Origin of the sequence: Marinomonas rhizomae (genome assembly GCF_003315485.1) — a bacterium.
GTDB lineage: Bacteria > Pseudomonadota > Gammaproteobacteria > Pseudomonadales > Marinomonadaceae > Marinomonas > Marinomonas rhizomae.
In genome coordinates this window covers 236,602-258,727 of the sequence record NZ_QNSE01000008.1, presented here as the reverse complement: position 1 = coordinate 258,727, position 22,126 = coordinate 236,602, and the positions used below count along the sequence as shown (strand labels likewise).

The 22,126-nt window shown below is 37.8% G+C and carries 24 protein-coding genes; 6 read left to right on the top strand and 18 right to left on the bottom strand.

The genetic code is table 11. The annotated features are described in order from the left end of the window. Window positions 1–21: 21 nt before the first annotated feature. The 4 genes from DFP80_RS12255 to paeA form a co-directional block, all read right to left on the bottom strand. Window positions 22–414: a hypothetical protein gene (locus tag DFP80_RS12255; protein WP_147243852.1), complete on the bottom strand. Its 393-nt coding sequence runs from the start codon at window positions 412–414 to the stop codon at window positions 22–24. Between the two features lie 17 nt (window positions 415–431). Continuing rightward, on the bottom strand, window positions 432–737 hold the full coding sequence (locus tag DFP80_RS12250; RefSeq protein ID WP_113917081.1) for a DUF883 family protein: 306 nt from the start codon (window positions 735–737) through the stop codon (window positions 432–434). Window positions 738–1,197: 460 nt separating this feature from the next. Continuing rightward, entirely contained in the window at window positions 1,198–1,338 is a 141-nt protein-coding gene (locus DFP80_RS20685; protein ID WP_158601348.1) for a hypothetical protein, read from the bottom strand. 156 nt (window positions 1,339–1,494) lie between these two features. Beyond that, entirely contained in the window at window positions 1,495–2,772 is a 1,278-nt protein-coding gene (paeA, locus tag DFP80_RS12245; protein ID WP_113917080.1) for a polyamine export protein PaeA, read from the bottom strand. A 266-nt stretch (window positions 2,773–3,038) separates the two neighbouring features. Between paeA and DFP80_RS12240 the strand changes: the two genes are divergently transcribed. Beyond that, on the top strand, window positions 3,039–3,446 hold the full coding sequence (locus DFP80_RS12240) for a DUF2721 domain-containing protein (protein WP_113917079.1): 408 nt from the start codon (window positions 3,039–3,041) through the stop codon (window positions 3,444–3,446). Window positions 3,447–3,482: 36 nt separating this feature from the next. On the opposite strand, the gene DFP80_RS12235 is transcribed toward DFP80_RS12240, so the two are convergent. Next, the gene (locus DFP80_RS12235) at window positions 3,483–4,412 is read right to left on the bottom strand and encodes an N-acetylmuramoyl-L-alanine amidase-like domain-containing protein (RefSeq protein WP_113917078.1); all 930 of its coding nucleotides are present in this window, start codon (window positions 4,410–4,412) and stop codon (window positions 3,483–3,485) included. A 120-nt stretch (window positions 4,413–4,532) separates the two neighbouring features. Here DFP80_RS12235 and DFP80_RS12230 point away from each other — a divergent pair, with 120 nt between their 5' ends. Beyond that, window positions 4,533–4,802 (top strand): hypothetical protein, encoded by a 270-nt coding sequence (locus DFP80_RS12230; protein ID WP_113917077.1) that lies wholly within the window; start codon window positions 4,533–4,535, stop codon window positions 4,800–4,802. A gap of 11 nt (window positions 4,803–4,813) precedes the next feature. Here the strand turns inward: DFP80_RS12230 and DFP80_RS12225 are convergent, their stop codons facing one another. The 4 genes from DFP80_RS12225 to DFP80_RS12210 form a co-directional block, all read right to left on the bottom strand. Continuing rightward, window positions 4,814–5,152, bottom strand: coding sequence for a thioredoxin family protein (locus tag DFP80_RS12225; RefSeq protein WP_113917076.1), 339 nt, complete (start codon window positions 5,150–5,152; stop codon window positions 4,814–4,816). Window positions 5,153–5,181: 29 nt separating this feature from the next. Continuing rightward, window positions 5,182–5,472: a YkgJ family cysteine cluster protein gene (locus tag DFP80_RS12220; RefSeq protein ID WP_113917075.1), complete on the bottom strand. Its 291-nt coding sequence runs from the start codon at window positions 5,470–5,472 to the stop codon at window positions 5,182–5,184. Window positions 5,473–5,650: 178 nt separating this feature from the next. Further along, entirely contained in the window at window positions 5,651–7,270 is a 1,620-nt protein-coding gene (locus DFP80_RS12215; protein ID WP_113917074.1) for a methyl-accepting chemotaxis protein, read from the bottom strand. Between the two features lie 210 nt (window positions 7,271–7,480). Further along, a complete protein-coding gene (locus DFP80_RS12210; RefSeq protein ID WP_113917073.1) occupies window positions 7,481–8,641 on the bottom strand; it encodes an EAL domain-containing protein in 1,161 nt (386 codons plus the stop codon). Between the two features lie 162 nt (window positions 8,642–8,803). Here DFP80_RS12210 and DFP80_RS12205 point away from each other — a divergent pair, with 162 nt between their 5' ends. Continuing rightward, window positions 8,804–9,193, top strand: a complete 390-nt coding sequence (locus tag DFP80_RS12205) for a helix-turn-helix domain-containing protein (protein ID WP_113917072.1) — start codon at window positions 8,804–8,806, stop codon at window positions 9,191–9,193. Window positions 9,194–9,236: 43 nt separating this feature from the next. Here DFP80_RS12205 and trhA read toward each other — a convergent pair whose 3' ends face one another. The 3 genes from trhA to DFP80_RS12190 all read right to left on the bottom strand — a co-directional run bounded on the left by trhA (window position 9,237) and on the right by DFP80_RS12190 (window position 11,993). Continuing rightward, on the bottom strand, window positions 9,237–9,896 hold the full coding sequence (gene trhA, locus DFP80_RS12200; protein ID WP_113917071.1) for a PAQR family membrane homeostasis protein TrhA: 660 nt from the start codon (window positions 9,894–9,896) through the stop codon (window positions 9,237–9,239). Between the two features lie 122 nt (window positions 9,897–10,018). Beyond that, complete coding sequence (locus tag DFP80_RS12195) at window positions 10,019–11,113, bottom strand: amidohydrolase family protein (RefSeq protein ID WP_113917070.1); 1,095 nt, start codon at window positions 11,111–11,113, stop codon at window positions 10,019–10,021. 115 nt (window positions 11,114–11,228) lie between these two features. After that, the gene (locus DFP80_RS12190; RefSeq protein ID WP_113917069.1) at window positions 11,229–11,993 is read right to left on the bottom strand and encodes an undecaprenyl-diphosphate phosphatase; all 765 of its coding nucleotides are present in this window, start codon (window positions 11,991–11,993) and stop codon (window positions 11,229–11,231) included. 179 nt (window positions 11,994–12,172) lie between these two features. Between DFP80_RS12190 and zntR the strand changes: the two genes are divergently transcribed. Together zntR and DFP80_RS12180 are read left to right on the top strand one after the other, a co-directional pair. Beyond that, entirely contained in the window at window positions 12,173–12,598 is a 426-nt protein-coding gene (zntR, locus tag DFP80_RS12185) for a Zn(2+)-responsive transcriptional regulator (protein WP_113917068.1), read from the top strand. 411 nt (window positions 12,599–13,009) lie between these two features. Next, window positions 13,010–13,600, top strand: coding sequence for a LuxR C-terminal-related transcriptional regulator (locus DFP80_RS12180; protein ID WP_113917067.1), 591 nt, complete (start codon window positions 13,010–13,012; stop codon window positions 13,598–13,600). On the opposite strand, the gene DFP80_RS12175 is transcribed toward DFP80_RS12180, so the two are convergent. The 6 genes from DFP80_RS12175 to DFP80_RS12150 are packed head-to-tail and all read right to left on the bottom strand — an operon-like array spanning window position 13,590 to window position 19,321. Continuing rightward, window positions 13,590–14,438, bottom strand: a complete 849-nt coding sequence (locus tag DFP80_RS12175) for a hypothetical protein (protein WP_113917066.1) — start codon at window positions 14,436–14,438, stop codon at window positions 13,590–13,592. The two genes, DFP80_RS12180 and DFP80_RS12175, sit on opposite strands and share 11 nt — an antisense overlap. Next, window positions 14,428–16,842, bottom strand: coding sequence for a fimbria/pilus outer membrane usher protein (locus tag DFP80_RS12170; RefSeq protein WP_113917065.1), 2,415 nt, complete (start codon window positions 16,840–16,842; stop codon window positions 14,428–14,430). The genes DFP80_RS12175 and DFP80_RS12170 overlap by 11 nt, the downstream gene beginning before the upstream one ends. 1 nt (window position 16,843) lies before the next feature. Then, window positions 16,844–17,572 carry a fimbrial biogenesis chaperone gene (locus DFP80_RS12165; protein WP_113917064.1) on the bottom strand — a complete coding sequence of 243 codons (729 nt, stop codon included), beginning with the start codon at window positions 17,570–17,572 and terminating at the stop codon, window positions 16,844–16,846. Further along, window positions 17,572–18,270 carry a fimbrial biogenesis chaperone gene (locus tag DFP80_RS12160; protein ID WP_113917063.1) on the bottom strand — a complete coding sequence of 233 codons (699 nt, stop codon included), beginning with the start codon at window positions 18,268–18,270 and terminating at the stop codon, window positions 17,572–17,574. Before DFP80_RS12160 ends, DFP80_RS12165 begins: the two co-directional genes overlap by 1 nt. A 56-nt stretch (window positions 18,271–18,326) precedes the next feature. Next, window positions 18,327–18,809 carry a hypothetical protein gene (locus DFP80_RS12155; RefSeq protein ID WP_113917062.1) on the bottom strand — a complete coding sequence of 161 codons (483 nt, stop codon included), beginning with the start codon at window positions 18,807–18,809 and terminating at the stop codon, window positions 18,327–18,329. A gap of 44 nt (window positions 18,810–18,853) precedes the next feature. Continuing rightward, complete coding sequence (locus tag DFP80_RS12150) at window positions 18,854–19,321, bottom strand: hypothetical protein (RefSeq protein WP_241560230.1); 468 nt, start codon at window positions 19,319–19,321, stop codon at window positions 18,854–18,856. A gap of 601 nt (window positions 19,322–19,922) precedes the next feature. On the opposite strand from DFP80_RS12150, the gene DFP80_RS12145 reads away from it, so the two are divergent. Next, a complete protein-coding gene (locus tag DFP80_RS12145) occupies window positions 19,923–22,109 on the top strand; it encodes an OsmC domain/YcaO domain-containing protein (RefSeq protein WP_113917060.1) in 2,187 nt (728 codons plus the stop codon). Window positions 22,110–22,126 lie beyond the last annotated feature (17 nt).

Genomic DNA, 22,126 nt, shown 5'->3' with positions numbered 1-22,126 from the left:
AATTACGCTTTCCTTTTTCTGTTATGTCTCTTCCGTTGGAATAATAGCGTCCAAGGTACGAGTAAAATCCATACTTTTTAATGTTTGTTTCACAAAATAGAGTAAGACAATAGAGCTTAAAAAAGTCACTAACGTTGCGGTTAATAAAATCCCAACAAGAGAAAACCCATAACTCCATGCAATAGCAGCACTAGTTGCGATAATTAATAACCAAGTAGTAAGCAATAAAAAAATCACACCACACATTAAGGCAAGGAGCTGGGCACTGGATGTCACCCATAACTTAGCTTCTAATGCTCCAAGCCCCAATACACTCTTTAGCCAACTTTTATGGGTATCGATAACATTATCAAAGTCAGATTTCTCTTGCTGTGAGTCAGAGTGCTGTGGTGTTTCCATCAAGACTGTTTCCATTTATTCCGTTTCTAAACTTATTTACGCTTGCATAAGAAACTGGCGGCTAAAGCGCCAGCCAAAAACGCAATACCGATAGTTTTAACAGGGTGCTCTTTGGCATATTCACCAACCGCAGAAGAAATTTGTTCAGATTGATTTTTCGCAGTGTCTGCAATTTTATGAGCTTGCTCGCTAATTTGATGAGCCACTTCTTCAATACGTTCTTGACTCTGTTCTTTCATTTCAGCAGCACTATCAACCCCTTTATGGGCAGCTTCTGCAGCGTTATCTACTTTTTCATGAGCTTTTGCTTGGGTCGTGTTCTTGGTTGTTGTAGCCATTCTTTATTCTCCTTTTAGAATTAAAACTAACTTTTCAACGCCAATCTAGCGACAAAAAACGAACTAAACCTTATAAGGTTTAGTGGGAATTACAGTGAAAGTAAGAGTAGACTTCTTGTAATAGCTATAATAGAAAGTAAAAACGCCTAACAAGAAAATGCTCTTACAGTTCGCTATTTACACTACGTGGTTAATTTATGATGGTCAAATTCACTCGACCAAACGCATTGTTTTTCCTTTTTTTATAATTTATCTTTAAAGAATAAACCTAATAAACTGCAAAAACATCATCACTTAAAGTGACTAAGAAGCCTAGTTCATTATTGAATAGTCAGATAACAAAAAAAGGGCAAAAACATACTATTAGGTATATTTTTTGCCCTTTTTAAATTGCCTCATAACCACTCCTCAACACTGCTCCAAGGTCAATGTTTTCCATAAGTATGAGTTAGAAAAGCCTTTATTTTTTAATATCTACCCAGGCATCCCAACCTTTCCACTCATCCATATCCTCATGAGAACCAGTTTCAATCTCTACAAAGTGACTAGACTCTCGGTTAAATACCTGTGCTTTCATCAACTTTTTAATTAAACGAGTCATCTTGGTTTTCCTTATCTTTCATGATTTTGGAAATATCATGCTAGCATCGAAAACCGCAATGATATGTCAGCATCCACTAAAGAAAGTCTCTTTCCCCATTACTCGAACTATTCTTTAATTTCTTGACATATGGTTCTTATATGAGACACAAAATGCTTATTTTAATCGCGTAACCAATAACTGCTCAACCCTCACCCCTTCCAAATCCAGAACTTCAAACTTATAACCTTCGTAGACATAAAAGTCCGTCCGTTTTGGCAAACGCTTTAAGCTGTAAGTAATGAAGCCGCCAAGCGTTTCATACTGCGTCCGATCAGGGAACTCTTCTATATTTAAGCTACGCATCACATCATTGATCGGCGTTAACCCTTCAATCAACCAAGAATTAGGGTCGCGCTGCACGATTTGCTCTTCATCATGAGGCGTTAACAACCCCCCCATAAAGCCACCCAATAAATCTTTCACCGTCACAATACCAACAATAGTTGCGTATTCATTAATGATAACGGCGAAGGCCTGTGGTGCCACTCGAAATGCGTTAAGCGCTTCAGAAAGTGTTAGAGTCTCTGGTAAATAAAAGACTTCCTTATCAACTTTCTCTGGTTTAATCTGCGCGGCTTCACCTTTTAGCACCAAACGTAATATTTCTTTCGATTCAATGATGCCTTCAATTTTATCTAAGCTGCCATTACAGACTAAGAAATCGTTATGCGGGTGATCGATAATTTTCTGACTAATTTCTGCACTGCTGTCCTCAATATCAAAATAGATAATTTGATCACGAGGCGTCATAGCACTGGAAATATTTCGAGTTTCTAATTCAAACACATTACCGATCAGCTGATATTCTTGACTTTGTAAACTACCATCTTCGGCACCGGCATCCATCATGGCGACAATATCTTCAGTTGTTACTACCTCTTCGCGTTCAATAGGAAGGTTAAATAAACGCAGAATGATATTGGTTAGACCGTTAAATAGAAAAACCACAGGGGTTAACATGAAAGTTACCCAAAGCATTGGTGTAACCATCCGAACAGCCACTGTTTCAGGCATTATCATTGCCAGTCGTTTAGGCAAAAGGTCTGCAAATAAGATAAAAAGAGACGTCAAACAAAGAAAGGAAAGAACAAAACTGATTTGTTCTAATAAAGGGCCGATATATAGAAGGCTCACAATCTGTCGAATATAAGGGGTAAGTGCTTGCTCACCCACAATACCACCTAAAATAGCAATCGCATTAAGAATAACCTGAATCATTGCGAAAAAAGCACCTGGCTTTTGTTGCAACGTGAGGACAGCTTGCGCTTTAACATTGCCCTCATCTGCCAATACACGCAATTTAATTTTCCGTGCTGCCGCCATGCCAATTTCAGACATAGCAAACAATGCACTGGCAATAATCAATAAGCCAATACTTAACACATCACTCATTTCTTTCTCTCTTTTCGAAAAGGCTAACTAATACTTTGATTAATACTGGATAAAACAGACGGGGAAGCCCTACCGCAATGAGCTCATCTCTAATTACTATTTAAATTTAAGCGCATTATAGAAGGAAGTTGAAAGGATACAATGCTTATTTTTTATACTTTCAGAAGAATAAGATACAGTACTAAAACCCCTTATAAAAACGTAGAATAAAGTAATAAAAGGGTCTTAAAAATATCCACTAACTTACAAGGTATCCAAGGTCGACCATGATCATCACCCTAACCACACCAGCGATGCTGTTCCCAGCTGTATCGCTATTATTATTGGCTTACACCAACCGTTTCGTAACATTGGCCTCGATTATCCGAAACTTTGACCCAAAGCTTGAAGACGCTAATACCACAGAACAAATAACCAACTTACGCAAACGAATTTATTTGATACGGCGCATGCAAGAAGCCGGTGTAATCAGCTTTTTTCTTTGTGTATTGTCCATGATGGCGATCTATCTTGAATATCAACAAGTTGGTAGCTACATTTTTGGAGCTAGTCTTGTTTGCCTAATGTACTCACTGTATTTATCTGTACGTGAAATCACGATTTCTTGTGACGCACTGGAGCTTCATTTACAACACTTCAGCACTAACTTTAAACAACGCCACCGTAAAAAATAACTGGCGCTTTATAAAGCATGCCCTATTAAGTAAAACCTAGTGTCTTAACACATGAACGTTGAAGCCTTTTAAAGATGAGGCATCAGGGTAATGTGAAAAATACTCGGCAAAGCCTTCGTCTGTGACTTTTTTGTGAGTCAAACTGGCATGACGAAGAAATAGCTTGCCATTTTTACGAATAGCAAGCCCTTGATGTGATACGTTCATATTCGTACCAATATATTGTTTTAGTGGCCAATCAGGGCGAACCATACTGATCAAGCTACCGGAAGGAATTCGATCTAGCAAAGCTTGGTTAACATGCCTATCTGTGCCGAGAAACAATTCCGTTAGTGGTACATAAGGCAAATAGGCAGGTTCAGCGACAAAAACCTTTCCCTCCGCGTGCAGCTGACTCATCAATAATCGACAGTCACTAGACGCTGGTCTATCACACTGAATAACCTCATTGCTAATATGCTGATACCAAGCGGCTTTATCAATTGTCGTCTTTGCAATTTTCGCACCTCCATTAGCCACATCTGGTGTTATATCCTTCAAAGTTGCCTGATTGTTATGAAACCAATCTAAACTAGGAAAATGATTGCGTGACACAAAGGACACTTGTGCATTCTTGTAGCGTAAACGCATTAAGTTTGCTTCAAAATCTGCGGAAGTGGATGACACAACTCCGGCCAATATGGTTTCAACGAACGTAGTACAATCAAACACATCAAAACGGATAAGAGGATCTTTATCATATTTCCCCCGCGCCCCTTCTCCTACGCTTCCTCCAATATATTCAGTACCAAGCAAAGTACGACTTAGAAGATCTATTTTATCAGCAGATGAGTGAGCTGAATTCTCGTCTATCGTCTGGTAAAACCGTATTTTATTTGTAGTATCAAGAGAATTCACTGCCGCCACAGGCGACAAGAAAAGAATAAGTGTATTAGCAATAACTATTTTCCGGATAAAACGATTCATGCACTCAGCCACGTCACTTCATTTTCAATTTCAATTTGAAACATAAAAAAAATCTTTGTTTAAAAAATAAACGCCCTATTGTGCTAAACTCGATCAAATATTTGAAAGAAAGGCTATAGCATGCAAATCAATAATTCGTCACTTATCTATGGTCAACAAGGACTACAAGGTAGCCAAAAAAAGTTAGATCAAGCTAGCCAGAAAGTAGCTGATGCATCAACACAGACCTTAAGCCAACCAACCTCTATCAAGAATACAGGACATTACGGATCACCTATACAAGATGGACTGATCGAAGCCAACAGCAGCGAGTTAGAAGCACAAGCCAATGCCAGAGTGATAGACTCTTCAGACAAAACAATCGGCCGTCTCATCGATATAACAGTCTAATAATTAACGCTCTACAGAGCCGAAGCCAACAACTCACATACTTCATCACTCGATGTAAAACGCACCACGCGAGCAACTTCTTCTCCGTCTTTTAACAGAATTAAAGTCGGCCACAATTTAACGCCAAACTGGCGACCCAAGCGCTTTCCTTTGCCGTCAAATACCTTAATATGAATAACCTCAGGATGAGAGGCCATTGCCTTTTTCATTGCATCACGGGACACCTGACAATGGCCACACCAAGGCGTACCAAACTCCACAATAGCCACGCCGTTTAAAGCTTGAACCTCATCAAGAGTTGGCGCCTCTTCTGCGTATTCTGGATTAAACCCTATTTGCATTGCGTGCATAAAATCTCCACTATGGCTGTAGATCATCTTTACCTAATGACATTAAATTCGTCTTTACATTCATCAGAACCCATTTCAAACTCTCGGCAAATCCAAGGTCGATTTTCATAAATAGTACAACGAAAAGTATCCCGATCAACCGCCGAACACCAGCCATCCTCCAATCTAAGCATGGTTTCTCCCCCCCATTCATCCACCGATACATGTTTGTCAGGTACACCAGTATCACTGATTATCATAACCTCCATACGACAGCAACAAGCCTGACAGTTAGAACAGATTACATTAGATTCTGTAATATTTTTGAGAGCAATATTCATAATTAACGATGTATTACCAAGAAGAGAAAATTGAGGCGCCTATGCCCAATACGAAGAGCAAAGCCAATACAGAAGGAAATAATATACAGATGATCCAGTTTAGAAGATATTGTTGAACAACAAACCTTCAAACTAGATCAATAAAAAAGCGTACAACTTAGCTGTAATAGCTTAGCAACTACACCTTAAATTTAATAACCAGTTCATTTAGCTCAATAGCTAATCGAGTTAACTCAGCAGCACTTGCACTGGTTTGGTTTGCACCAACCACAGTTTGCGCTGCCAAATCACTAATCGTCGTAATATTGCCATCGATTTCTTTAGCAACATTAGACTGCTCCTCAGCAGCACTAGCAATAACGTGATTACTGTCGCTAATCGCAATAATACGCTCCGTAATTTGCTCTAATGCCTTGGCAGCTTCCGCAGCAACAGTTTGAGCCTGACTGGTTTTTTGACTCGTACTTTCCATTGAAGACACTGCTTCATTGGCTGAAAGCTGAACTTGACGAACCATGGTTTCAATTTCGCCAGTAGACTCTTGAGTGCGATGAGCAAGACTTCGCACCTCATCTGCCACTACGGCAAAACCTCGACCCGCTTCTCCAGCACGAGCCGCTTCGATAGCAGCATTTAGAGCTAATAAGTTTGTCTGCTCCGCTACAGCACGAATCACATCTAAGATCTGACCGATCGAAGCAACCTGTTCTGCCAATTGATTAATCACTCGAGTACTAACCGTCATTTCTTCATTCATATCAAGAATAACAACCGTAGTTTCCCCAACTCGAGCCTTACCCTCAGCAGTTAATTTAGAGGATTCCACAGAGGCTTCCGATGTTTGCTGCGCAGTTCGAGCGACTTCATCAACAGCAGAACTCATCTGAGTAATAGCGGCTGCGGCTTGCTGAATTTCTTCATTCTGCAACATTAGCCCATTCGAAGAACTTTCCGTGACAGTATTTAACTCTTCTGCTGCTGACGCCAGCTGACTTGATGAATCCCCAATATGAATAATAGCTTCTCGTAGATTCTCCTGCATCGCCTTCAATGCATTAGTTAAACGAGTTAATTCGTCATCTCCATCTGAATTAATGGTCTGAGTCAAATCACCGCTAGCAATTACTTCTGCTGTCGCTACAGCATCCTGTAATGGTTTATTGATGCTCTTAGATAAAATAATAGCGATTAATGACCCAATACCAGCAGCTGCGATAATAATAAAAATGATAAGGCGTAAGCTCACATTATAGTCATGAAGTGAGTCTGCACTGGCTAGATCAGCCCCCTCTTGATTCGCCGCAACAATTTCTCGCAACAAACGAACCATATCATCTGCGGCCAGGTTCATATCAGGGACCAATTTTGCAATAGCACCTTGATCACTCTTCATGGCCAAAGCAGACACAGTGCCTTGCAATTTATAATAGCTTGCTTCGGTTTTTTTAAACTCTTCAAATAAACGTCGCTCACTGTCTAAATAAATAGTCTTTTCATAATCGGATCTATACTTAGCGACTTCTTTTTTTATCTTCTCTAGCGCCCGCAGAGTCTCACGCTTATTCTCGTCATTTGCTTCGTTCAGCAGCCTCAGCGTAAATACTCTTACTCGCATTAAGTTACTATTCATCTCTCCTAAGCTACTAATAGCGGGTAAAATTTTTGCTTCAATCATCTCTGAATTGGCACGAATACCCTTCATGGCTGTCATTGCCACAGCACCAAGACACACAAGTAAAAATATAATGATAAAAAAGGCCATCAACAGACGAGACCTTATATTTATATTGCGTAGCATTTTCATCCCTTCCAAATTTTAAATTTCAAAAAAAGCCTTAAAAAACATCTAGCATCAAAAAACACAAATAAAATAGAAAATTTAAAAGCATTAAAGCCCACCAAGAAAAACAATCTATCAAATTTTAAGTAATAAAAAATATATAAATGTAATTTTTTGTAACATTAAAAATAATTACAAATAAAACCAAAAAATAAAAAGTGAAAAAAATTAATAATGATAATTATTACATCTAATCCAATATTCTAAATTCTCTTTAGACAATGGCGGAGAATAAAAATACCCCTGAATAATTTCATATCCTATATTTTTTAAATAAAAAAGCTGCTCTTTAGTTTCCACACCCTCTGCAATCGCCACAGCCCCTATCTTTTTGCTAATGGAATACACCATAGTACTCAACTCTATGGACAGGTGACTAGGTAAGGAACAAACGAAAGTTCTATCTAGTTTTATTTGCGATATAGGAAATTTCAATAACCTTTTTAAATTAGAATAGCCTGTTCCAAAATCATCTAAAGATATATTAATTCCTATTGAATAAAGTTCATTAATAGTACTAATAAATGAATCAGATGGTTTGATCTTTTTACTTTCTATGATTTCCACCATCAAATCAGAAACAACGAGGTCGTTCTCGTCCAGAATTGACTGAATAAGGCTCTTCAAATTAGGATAGCGAAAAGTTAGTACTGAGAAATTGACCGCTATGACAGGAATATGAATATTGCTCCGTCGCCACTCTGCTAACTGTTGACAAGCATGACGTAACACCCACAAATCCAATTCAGCAATAAAACCATACTCTTCAGCAAGAGCAATGAAATTATCAGGGGCAACCTGGCCTAGCTGTTGATTAGTCCATCTTACCAACACCTCAACACCATACAAACTACTATCCACTGTATTTATTTGAGGTTGATAATGCAGTTCCAGCAAATTATTTTTCAAATCAGCACGTAATGCCCCTGCCATTTGACGTGTCTGAAAAATGCTATCAGCATCAAATGATAATGGAGTTTCCTGAATTGTAAGGCTGTAGTATTGCTGGCAAGATACGTAAACATTTTCCACAGAGACGGTCACATTTTGTTCAGTACCATGATTCGGTATGAATAAAAGCTCGATTGTTTGCCCTACGATACTTATAAATTCATGGGCATGAAATGCACGCGAATTGGTCCCTAACCTAAAAAAAACGTCAGGAAAATAGGTACTGCGGCCTTGCTCAAAAGATAAGTCTGACAGCGCTTTTTTGGCTTTATCATTACAAGAAACAATCAAACCCTTACTGTCTAACACAATAAAGAGACTATTCGTTTCTTGTAACTCCAATCGATCACGCTCAGTATTCAAACTATCCGTTTTCACAAGTCAATCCTTCTACTGCATGCTTCGATTAACAAAAAATACCAATATCAATTTGTCTTTTAGACACAAATTTCCACCAATATTGCCCATATGGCAAAAAGTGTCAAGCAAATTGCCTCACAGGTTTTGCCATATAGGCAAAGCTAAACGGATAATCTTGCCATGAACATTGGTCACGTTATTAAAATTTTGCGTATTCAACGTAAGATGACACAGGAGCAAATTGCACTGGAGGCTGACATGGCTACCAGCAATGTATCACGCATTGAAAAAGGCCTAAGACAACCGTCCCAAAAAGTACTTCAGAAAATAGCGAAAGCTCTGAATACCAAGCCATCGTTACTGTACGCGGCAAGCGAACAGCCAATAGCGGATATCTCTGATTTTTTAGAGCTAGAAGAAAAAAAAGAAGAGAATGCTAACCCACTGCTACTCAATCATGAAACCCAGACCGCGCTCAAACTATTCAGCGAGTTGACACCAGACAATAAGTCTTTGTTATTGGAGCAATTAAAAACACTGCATAGATGGCAGACAAAACTAGGACAATGAATATTTGATAAAATTAAAAGAGCAATAGCTCAACTTTTTATCACTAAGCGCCATAATAAAAAATTGAAAAATAGTGGCAAACCGTCCCACCTACAACAAACAAGTGCCAAACCAAATGCCCGTAACGTAGGCGTGAATCAATCACAAAAAACACAACTCCTAGCGTATAAAGAACTCCTCCCAACACCAGTAATAACAAGCCATTAGGCTCCATCAAGGAAACTAATGGTTTAATTACAATAAGAATCAACCAGCCTAATACGACATAAAGCGTCGTGGAAATAGCTGGATGCGAGGCCTTGCCAAACGCCTTGAGACCAACGCCAATAAGAGCCAAAGTCCAAACAGCCGCCAACAAGGACCAGCCCCATGCGCCTTTCAACACCCCCAACATAAAAGGTGTATATGTCCCAGCGATCAACAAATAGACTGCGGAATGATCAATCACGCGGAAAACGTATTTGGCTTTGCCTCTTGGCATAGCATGGTAAAGCGTCGATGCCAAATACAGTAAAATCATGGTGCCGGAGAAAATACTGACCCCGACGACAAAACTCACGTCAGCGTAATCGATTGCACTAAGAATAAGGAATGGAGTACCAACAATTGCAGCCACTAGCCCCAAGCCGTGGCTGATACTATTTGCCACTTCCTCACCTAATGACTGCCCACGATTAGACGATGTTGAAATAAACCTTCCCATACTCAGATACTCCTAAATGTACGAATAAATACACTCCTAAAAGCATGGGACAAGTAGAGAAATTTAACAACGAAAGACAAAGAATAAACTATGCAAACTGCAAGAAGCTATCAAATGTTTTATTACTTACTGCATATTTGTGGAGCCTGATAATCGAGGTTTAATAACTTGAAATAATTTTCACCCAAAGCAATGTTGCGAAAGGCGTCATCATCAAGATGCTGAAGTATTCGGCTGGTTACTTCTAGCTCCTGCTCGTACACCTTAAAACTATTATTCCGAAAGGCGACAAAGTCAGAGCCTGGCAAAATACGTTCAGAATATTGATTCATAAAGGCAACATATTGAGAACGATAAGCCGATTTACTAAAGTAATAGTCCTCCAAAATCCGCCAAGAAATATCTAACATCAAATTTGGATACTGATCTAATAAACGAGACAAAATAGCAATATGTTCTGATGCTTTCATTTTTGTCTGCTCATAAGACAATCCCATATGAGCCCAGACAATTTTATTATCGGGATAGAGTGTTAACGCTTTCTCCATCAAGGGTAAATACAAAGTCGGAGCAGCATCGCTACCAATGTCTGAATGAATCGTAATTGGGTAATCTCTGGCTCTTAACTCCGCCATAAAGCCCGCCCACTTTGTGATGTCTTTTGGTGTCGCTGGTTTATGACGATTATTAAATTGAGCTTGCTTAACTAAATTGACCTCCCCCATCCAATGGAACAAACCGGGGTATTCCTTTTCATACAGCTCCATTAACGCAACAGTTGGTTCTGGATTGGATAAATCCGTAAAGGTCATCGATAAAGTAAGGTGAAGGTTATCCGGTTTGTATTCCAGCATGTTTGCAGCATTAACGAAATCATTACGAGTCGTTGGAGAAACAGGCGTACCAGGACATTTCAAGTAATTAGAACAAGAAGAGTTAGCAGGCAACATCTGGCCAATGCCATAGACATTAGCAAAACGCACCGTAGTACGAGACAAGTATTCATTTACCTTGTTAAAAGGAATCGCCCGACCATCAAAAGGTCGGTAATGTAAATGCGTATCCACAACGGGTGTGTAAGGCTCGGTTTCTCGATCATAACAAGCAGTCGTATCTTTAAAAGAGTCCAAAGAACGGTTTGCTGGCGTGTTATCAGCTGAAGCACAGCCACCTGCTAACAAAAAAGCCAAAATGGTGAAAGGGAAACAACGGCGCATGGCAAACATCCTTATGAATCACATTTAACAAGGAGACATTACAAAACATCCCTCCCAATGTGTAAACCACTATTCAATGCAAATCATGCGTCGAGCCCTACGAAGGACTCATTGGTTATGCTAAGAACAACAAAAGACCACCAAACAAAATTCGATACCAACCAAAGGCGACAAAAGTAAACTTCTGTAAAAACACCATAAACAACTTCATCACTACAAAAGCACTTAGAAAAGCCACCACAAATCCGATCGCCAAAGGCACCCACTGCTCGCCTGAGAATGCTTTGTAATTTGAAAGTAAGTCATAACCCGAAGCCGCCATCATCACCGGCAATGCTAATAAGAAAGAAAACTCTGCACTAGCCTTTCGGCTTAGGCCTACCAACAAAGCACCAACAATAGTTGAACCAGCACGACTTGTCCCTGGTATCAAAGCAAATATTTGTGCAACCCCGACCGACAAAGCCTGCTTAAAATTCAGACCATCCAAACTATCGACACTCGCGGAGTTGTGTTTTATATATTTCTCGGTCAATAAAAAGATCCCCCCTCCGACGATAAACATAGTCGCTACCACAGACACCGAAAACATGGCTTTTATTTGATGGTGAAACAAGAAACCAACTATAGCAACAGGCAAAAAAGCCACAAACACTTGACACCACAAACGGAAATACTTAAGCGTAAAACGCTCTTTATAATTGACGACCACAGCCAAAATGGCCGCTAATTGAATGATCACCTCAAACGCTTTATTGTCTTCCGTTTGCTCCATTCCTAACCATTGACTAACAACAATCAAATGACCTGTTGAAGAGATAGGTAAAAATTCTGTCGCTCCCTCTACCAAACCGAGAATGACACTATGTAATACATCCATTACAACTTACCTTCCACTGTTTACGACGACCAAATAAAAACAAAACGAATACATAAAAAACTGCGCCTGCAACATAAAACACATTAAGTGAAAGAAAAGTAAAAAATAACCAGCAAAAAGCCTTGACCTAAGATCTAGCTATAAGGTTTATATTAAGGAGCAATAAATAGGAGAAAAATATGTATCGTATTGGAGAGCTGGCAAAAGCATGTGACATTAACAATGATACATTACGCTTTTACGAAAAAAACGCCTTACTCACTCCTTCCAGTAGGTCTGAATCTGGCTACCGTCTTTACACAGAAAAAGACAAAAACATACTGCAATTTATCTTACGCGCGAAAGGGGTCGGGTTCACCCTTGCTGAAGTTCGTGAGCTGCTCTCTATTGAAGTAAACAAAGCCGATAACGCCTGCGCTGATGTGAAAACGCTTGTCGATATAAAACTCGCAGACGTCGAAAGAAAGCTTGCGGAACTCGCCCGCTTTCAAATGTCACTCAAACGCTTATCTGATGCCTGCTGTGGGGGCAAAGAAAGTGCCGAACATTGCACTATACTTGAAGCATTAGAGTCGAATACAGACAATGTACGTCATGAAACCTAGCTAAGACACTAATCAATCAGCTTGTTATTCATCAAAAAAGGGAAGGCTCTGTTGGGTTGATTATTGAACTCATTGTCAGAAAAAACATAGTTGAGGCTAGAAGCTCTAAAAAATGATCACCTCACATATAGTGCATCATTTGTATTCTTGCTAGAAATATGAAGTAAAAGAAAAATATAAGAGAGCACCAAAAATAATAAAACCATAAAATAATAGATATATTAAAAAAACTGATCTTATACATAGAAATTTTCAATACATTTCCACAACACAAAAGAGCAATAGAAAAACCAATTCTGATAGTTTCCCGTTATCAACGGGACATAAAATATTAATATGATTCCCCATTGAAATGTTCAAAAATTAAGAATATATTAAATAGACATTTAAAATACCATAAAGGTAGACATTATGGATGTCGGAATAAAAAAAAATAACAGTATAAATAATTTAAACAATAAAAATCAAAGCCCTCTACTCTATGAAGCTGTCGATTACAATTTGTTACTTGTTAATTATAAAACTTTAAATGTAATTACTAATTATGAATTAGTAAACCAGTTCATGCAGAAAAATGGACAAAAGGGACTTGTAATTTTTGACGTACCTAAAAACGCTGATTTTTCTGATCTGAAATCATGGCCTAACTTGAAAGGGATTTTTTTTGAATATGCTGATGAAAACCTTTTAGCACAAGGCTTCAAGGCAATAGAACAAGGTGAATTATGGTTTCCAAGACCAGTAACAGATTGCTGGACTCGAAAAATGCTTGAAGAAGAACAACACACTACATTACGGACAAATAATTTAACTAGAAAGGAAATAAAAGTATTAAAACTTTTATACTCAGGTTTAGAGTATACCGCCATTGCTGACAGCCTTTTTATAAGTGAGGCTACCGTTCGAGTTCATCTGCATAAAATCTACCAAAAAATTGAGGTGAAAAATAAACAACAAGCTAGAATCTGGTGTAAAACAAATTTTAACAAGATCAGTAGTTAAGAGGGCTTATCTGAAATCTAAGAATATCAGAATATTCACCTGCCGCTTGATTCTTAAAATACTCCAACCTCATTTTCAATGTTATAAAAAAATCATTCTTACTATTATACGAAAAAAACCTACTATAGTTTTGCTTTAATTTAATCCACTCACCATCTAAATCAAGAAGATACGAAATCGAATATTTATTTTTATAAACACTGTGCCTTAACTCCCCCCTATTCTCAGAAAAAACATTCAATTTAACATCAGTATTCGTTATAATCTTGAAGCTAGGTAGCATATTATACTCTTTCCCCGGCACTAGCTCCCCCAAATAAACTTGACTGCTATGAGAATTATAACCAAGAATTGAAATGCTTGCTCTAGGAGTTATATTCTCTTGAATCTCAAAATTTTTTTCGTCTAATAAATTATCATTTTTATCAAACAGTTTTATAAAAAAATTATCAGTATATATACCAGCTCTGGCTATCGTACCAACAGGAATAAATAAATTAATATCAGCTGATAAATCAACAAAATCAAACCTTGAACTTGATGGATAAACTAAATTTCCACTTTCACTTTTAACCTGATATTTAATGGACTGAAATTGACCTCTCAATTGAAATTGGTTACTTGTATTCAAAATAATATAAGCACCACAATCACCATTAACTAAATCAATACGAATTTTTTTTCTTGCAGGATTTGGTTGTGATGAATAATAACTTTCAAAGTCATCATAAATATGTCTTACCTCTCCAATTCTTGCATCACATTGAGCAATAACATATTCAGGTAGAGTTAAAAGAAATATACCATTCAAAATAAGCCATATTTTATTAATTAACATGAATTACTCCTTTTCTTTGCAACTGCTCATTTTCTTTAACATCAATAAAAAATCTAGAACCGCTATCGTTATTTAATGTCACTTCATATTGACAAGGAATAAGACCTGTCAGTGCAAATTTTCCTTTTTTATTAGTAAAGAAGTCTATTTCTTCTCTTTTAATATCAGTAGTACAAATAGCAGTTCCAACTTGTAAAGATAAAGGTACACCTTTCTCATCAAGCAAAGTGGCAATAACTGAAATATTTGCTTCAGTACCTATTATGGCTTGATAGCCACTTCTATAAGATGGGTAAAAAGAAATAACACCAGACCCAATATCATATCCAGGAGCCAAATTGTCTACATCAACACTTATTGTTGAACGGCTGTATGAGTTAATATCATTTAGTAGAATAGTCGAAAAATCTTCATTACTTGCACGATACTGATTATTATACTTTCCTAACGTAATTTTTTTGCTTTCTAAGCTTGAATGAGCTTTAACCAAGGCAAAGCTATCATAGATAGGTTTACCAATCGCCCAGTCGTTTTCGGCAAACGCAATACTGGAAGAAAAACTCAAACGGGTTTGATGATCGGCTGATTTTGAATTCAGTTCTTCATAAGAACTAGAATGTTCAAAACTAGATAAAAAACGATTCGCATTATATTGAGCATACAGATCAAACTCTGCTTCATCTTGATCATTTTTTTCTGCCCCCACGCGATAGTTAAATGAATCCACATAACGACGGTTACTGTCTTGTGCAAATTCTAAACGTGTTTTTTTCCCACCAGATTGTTGAGAAAGCCTTGCGCTTCGCGCGCTTGAAAATTTATACAATAATGAGAGTCTTGCCCGCCAACCCTCTTTACCACTGTTTTCTTCCCATTGTCCGCCAAGGCTATATCGCCATTGACTATTATATAAGTCGTGAGAGAAGCTGGCACCTATAGTTTTATCTACGCCTTCTTCGCCATAAGTAGTAGCTGCATTAAAAAATAAGTAAGTCTGAAAATTAGGGCTGTTAAAATAGCTATAATTCGCTTGAAAAATATGCTCTCGGCGTTGAAAGGCGTTATTTTTTTCGGGCCGATAACCTAATGACAAATAATCCTGACTAGCGTGTTCATACCCTAGACTAAAACTTCTATGCTTTATGCTGGGATCCGTAAAGGTATTAAATACAATACGATAAGCGCTACCATTTTTTTTATCGCTTATACTCCATGAATTTTCAAATGCAAACTGGCCTATCTTTGTTGCTATAATATTTTTAAAGCCAATCTGTTGGACATATTCATCTGCTTGGGCATTAATACCAGCTGTCCATGCTGTCATAACGCCATAATCGAAGTAGCCACTTATAAGAGGGCTTTCATAATCATATTCTTTCTCTTCACTTACCTCTGATGGGACACCAAGAAAAAGTTCATATTTTAAATCACCTTCTGCAAATAAATTTAGTCCAGTAGTAACATCAAAATTAATAACACTGACCTTTCCAACATTATCTGTAATTCTTAAAACGATATTGTTATTACCCTCTTTAATAGGGATGTCATCTAAAAAATAAATTCCAGGATCTAAATTTAGTCGCTGTATAACTTGATCATCTAAAATTACTTCTACAGACGATGGATTATCTAAATTAAAACTTCTTGAAGCACTGGGGCGAACAATATCATCTGAAACGAGAGAGTAATTATGAGATAGCGCTATACCTAAAATACTTGATGATGATTGAAAATAACTACCTGTCGTATTTTTGTCTCCTAGTGTGACTCTCAACCCACTGTCAGGAATATCATGAACTAAACGAGTTGCTATTCTTTTTAGAATTGGACCATTTTGTTTTTTTTCGGAGTCATATTCAGCTTCGTTCTCTAGAACCCACTTTTTAATATTTACCACCATTTCTGTTCGAACAGCTGACTGTTCATTATAACGAGAAGAAGAGGAGCTATCTTGATAAAAATAGCTTGAATATACATTCATATAACCACTAAAATCAGATTCCTTTATCGTATCTAGTGGTCTAGTGTAAGCTTTAAGACTTAAAAACTGTGGCTTTATTAATTTAGATGGCACTGATATTTTCAAGCTAAAATCGCTTAAATCAAAAACAAAACTCAACCCATAAAATTCCATTTTTTTTGTGGGAATCAATTCATTTTTAACGTCATTAGATATTAAAAATAAACTCTCAGGATAAAAAAAACGCTTGAAAATTGGTTCAATTTCATCCCACTTCAATAGTATGTTATCCTCAGGTGTGACCATAATATTTAGTCTTCCAATAGAGCTTTTATTCATCTCTGCTTCCACAATTAGTTCAATATTTCGTTTTGTTGGATTGATTTTTGAGTAAGCAGGAAAAGAAAAAAAAACTAAAAAAACCGCAAAAATCAAATATCTCATTTTAGTTCAATAACTCAATATTTAATTTCTTTGAAATTAAACCTTCAGCATAAAATGAAAGTGGTACTCTAATAAAAACTGAACTTAAAGGAGGAAAAAAAACGTCATACCCTTCTGATTTCAATTGATCTTTATAATAGAGTTCCTTTTTCAATTCATTATAAAATATTGCCACCTCATAATCACTCAGACGAGAGGATCCGATACCAGTATTCACGACTGTAGCGACTATAGAATTCTGTTCAAAATGAGCATTTTCAACATTGAGATTTGGAAGCATTTGCACTTGGTCAAGATGTACAATTAGATTAATGTTGAGCAATACTGTTAGCTTTGAGCTCTGCTCTTCATTCTCATTAGCAACCATCTGTTCAACCAAACTCACTTGATATGTTTTGTCTGTTTCTGGCACAGTTTCACCTAACCAGCGAAATTGAATTCTCTGATGTTTTCCTGGCTTTAAATATAATAAAGGAGGAAAAACCCATAGTGGAGAATCTTCCAAAGGTATTAGGTCAGGCTCTGATTTACCTAAAGGATCGAATTTCACTTCATAAACTTGAGCTTCAAATGCAATATCTCTAGAAAGATCGTTATATATCATACTAGAGGGAATTTTAGACGTTTCAAATGGTGAAAATGTAATCACCATTGGAGCAACTTCTATCGCATACGTAGGTGATATTATAAATAGAGACATTAATAACATGTTTCTAATAAAAATATACATTATAAAACCACTTCTAAATTACTTTTTTTTGCATCAAATGCAGAAGGAATTTTTATAAACACTTCACGACTTGAATTTGGAAGCAAAAATTTCCCATCCAAAACGTTACTTAATTTTTGACCTTCCAATATATAAATTTGATCTTTATTTTTTACTACCCATTTAGCTTGAGAAAGGCGGATAAATTTATTCCCTGTGTTTTCCAGAGATACTTTCCACGTATCCTTTCCTACTTGCTCTTTATTTTTTATTAACAAATTAGCTTTAGCATTATTAGGTACAACATTAAGTAATGTTTTAAAACTAAGCGCCATACCAATTCCTGAGCCATCTAACTCACCAAGATCGACAGTAACTTGATTTATTGCAATTCGATAGGATTTGGATTCAGATAAAATAGGTTCTCCTATATACCTTATAATGACAGACTGAGTTTTTCCTGCGGGAATAATTGTTGTTAAAGGTATGATTAAGAAGTCATCATCGTTTGGACGAAGTTCCTCTTTTCCGTTTTCGCTAAATAACAAATCTAGCGCAAATACTTCTACCGTTAGAGGTTTGTCTGAGTTATTAAAAACACGTATAGTTTTCTGAGATTGACTTCCTGTAGGCTGTATTTCAGATACCATTGGTTGTACCTGAAAAGCAAAAATAGGAAGAGAAATTAAGCTAAAAAGAAAAAATATAATATATCGCATGTTTTTTTCTCCTAATTAAAAAAAGGCAGTTTTTAACTGCCTTTTTTTGTTTTTTCTTAGTTAGCTGTGATTGATAACATCAGTTGATCTGTGTAGTTACCAGCGAAGGTTGGAGTCTGGGTAACCTTCATAAAAATGTTACCAGAGTTGTACCCTGCTGCTAACGCAGCCGAACCATTTTTACTTTGTGATTCTTTCAAATCATCCACACCAGTCGTCGCATTTAAGGTGAAGTCATATGGGCCCGCTTTAAATTGCGCAGTATAACCAACCCCTGTAGCGTCTTGCCCATCTACAGTTTGCATATGGCCTTCTGATGACGTTAGGGTAACTGTTGCTCCATCATAGTCATTACATTTCAAACTGGTAATTGGAAGTTGAAACGTGGCACCTTGAGTTAGTTGAGAGAAATGCACAGAGGTAGCGGAGGTAGAAACTTCACAAACAGAAGGGACTGAACCGCCCACATCAAGATTGCCTGCTAATGCTACACCAGATGACAAAGTTGCAATTGCTGATAATACGATTAACTTTTTCATTGTAATATTCCTTCAATAATGTGAATTAGATTTAAAATTAATGCTTACCAAACCCCACCCGAAATAGCCGATGGAGTCATTTCTATGCGGATTACATCCTTATAATTTCCTGCATAAACTAACGGCTCAACCAGTTCAAGTTGTAACTTCGCCATGCTTTTAAATAAAATATCTCCAACATTTATATACTGTATTGTTCTAAGAAGATGAGAGGAATAAGTTTCACTCCCTCTTAAACTATCAATAGACCAAGTAAGGTTGTAGCTATTTATTTGAGTACTATGCTGGTAGCTTAACCCACCATTTTCGGACTGCATTGATACTCGCATAGGTGAGTTACAATCGATCACCAATTCGGTACTAGCGTAACCTTTAGATGAAATTATTAAGTTATTATCTAATGCAGTAAATTCACATTTTGAAGGAATATAACCGACTAAAGTCAGATCAATATCACTGCTACAAAAAGCATCGAATGTACAAGCAAAAAACAAAACACCCATTCTTTTCATCACCTTTTATCCCTTTCGGTTGTCTCGCTAACACAACCAAGATCCTAGATAAAAAATAACGTTTAGTTAGTTTCTATTTGCTTATCAGGACACCATAAACTTGTTTATTAACTTAAGAGGCGAAGAGATTTTTTATAAACATTTCATCTTAATAAGATTAAAAAAAATAAACTTAACTATTTAAAAAACATTAAATATCTATTGATTTTATATACTTACAACAGGATACATTTTCTTTACAAAAGCAAACATTAAATAAGCAAAAACTCACAATAAAAACAATTTTCATCTAAAAAACAATTAAACATTACTTAAAATCAACTTAATATAAATAATTCTTAAGATCTCATGACAAGATACTGACTCTATCGATTTCGTCATCTGCATACCCAATATCTATAAATACAAGTAACAAAATATTCGGTAGCGGGTTCATCCTCTTTTTTGGGTATAGAAGCTAACTGGCGCTAATAATTAGTTATCCATAAAGACTAATTTGATTTTACTCAGCCTCTTCTATCACCGATAATCCCTGCTAATGACTCACCCCAGCCCAAGGCTTTGGTAGAGCAACTCGTATACAAAGTGGAACCCCTATCCAATGGAAATCAAAGTTAACTTTCTCGACAATCTAAGACTTGAAGCCAAGTTTGACGATTTTACCGTTATCACCGATCAGCCAATTCGCTACAAAGGGGATGGCTCAGCCCCCAGTCCATTCGATTACTTTTTAGCATCATCAGCTTTGTGTGCGGCGTATTTCGTCAAGGTCTACTGCAAGGCTCGCGATATCTCCACAGACAACATCCGCTTGTCGCAGAACAACATTGTCGATCCAGAAGATCGCTACAATCAGATTTTCCAAATTCAGGTCGAGTTGCCAGAGGATATTTCCGACAAAGATAGAGAAGGCATTCTGCGTTCTATTGATCGCTGTACCGTAAAAAAAGTCGTACAAACTGGTCCTGAGTTCAAAATTGAAACGGTTGAAAACCTAGACGCAGACGCTAACGCCATGTTGATGGGTCAGCCTGATGGCGCAACAAACACGGTCATCCCAGGTAAAGACTTACCGTTAGAGCAAACCATCGCCAACATGACCGCCATGCTAGCGGACCTTGGCATGAAGATTGAAATCTCCTCATGGCGCAATATCGTGCCTAACGTTTGGTCATTGCATATTCGTGATGCGGCGTCGCCTATGTGTTTTACCAATGGCAAGGGCGCTTCCAAAGAAAGTGCCCTGTGCTCTGCTCTTGGTGAGTTTATCGAGCGCCTGAACAATAACTTTTTCTACAATGATCAATTCTTTGGTACTGAAATCGCCAACAGCGACTTTGTGCATTACCCCAATGAAAAATGGTTTGCGTTAACCGAAGACGATTCCCTGCCAGAAGGCATCTTGGATGATTACTGTCTAGATATTTACAACCCAGACGACGAGCTGTTTGGTTCGCACTTGATCGATACCAATTCGGGCAACAAAGCACGTGGTATTTGTACGATTCCTTATACCCGCCAGTCCGATGGCGAAACGGTTTACTTTCCGTCAAACCTCATCGAAAACTTGTTCCTAAGCAACGGCATGAGCGCTGGCAATAACCAACAAGAAGCGCAAGTACAGTGCTTGTCGGAAATTTTAGAACGCGCCGTTAAACGCCAAATCATCGAAGACGAAATTGTCTTACCAGATGTCCCAATGGAAGTCTTGCAGAAATACCCAAGCATCCTTGCTGGCATCAAAGGATTGGAAGAGCAAGGCTTTCCTATCGTAGTGAAAGACGCCTCTCTGGGTGGTCAATTCCCCGTGATGAACGTCACGCTCATGAACCCTAAAACGGGCGGTGTATTTGCCTCGTTTGGCGCGCACCCAAGCTTAGAAGTGGCGTTAGAGCGTAGCTTGACCGAGCTCATGCAAGGACGTAGCTTCGAAGGCTTAAACGATATACCAAAGCCAACTTTCAACAGCATGGCCGTCACCGAACCAGAAAACTTTGTAGAACACTTTATCGACTCAACGGGTGTCATCTCTTGGCGCTTCTTCAGCAATAAGCACGATTATGACTTCTGTGAATGGGACTTTTCTGGCACCAGCGAAGAAGAAGCCAGTGCCATGTTTGGCATCTTGGAAGAGTTAGGTAAAGAAGTCTATGTGGCGGAATTAACCGATTTAGGCGCATCTGCTTGTCGTATTTTAGTACCGGATTATTCCGAAGTGTATCCAGTGGAAGACTTGGTCTGGGACAACACCAACAAAGCACTGGACTATCGAGAAGATATCTTGAACCTACATTCTTTAAACGATGAACAGTTAACTGATTTAGTCAGTCGTCTCGAAGAAAGCCAGCTTGATAACTACACCGATATTCCAACCTTGATTGGCATCGTATTTGATGAAAATACCGTCTGGGGCCAATTAACCATAATGGAGCTGAAGATCCTAATCTACTTGGCTCTTGACGCTCATGAAGAGGCATTGGAACTGGTTGGTGAATTCTTGCAATTTAACGACAACACAGCAAAACGCGGTCTGTTCTATCAGGCAATGAACTGCGTATTAGAAGTCACTCTCGACGAAGAATTATCGCTAGAGGACTTTATCCATAACTTCAGTCGCATGTTCGGAACAGACGTCATTGAAAACGTCGTAGGCTCAGTCACTGGAGACGTGCGCTTTTATGGTCTCACCAAAACCAGCATGCAGCTTGAAGGTATCGAACCACATTTACGCTTAATTGAGAGCTACAAGAAATTACATCAAGCGCGTAAAATAAACGCCATAAAGTAACGAAATATCTAGGGAAG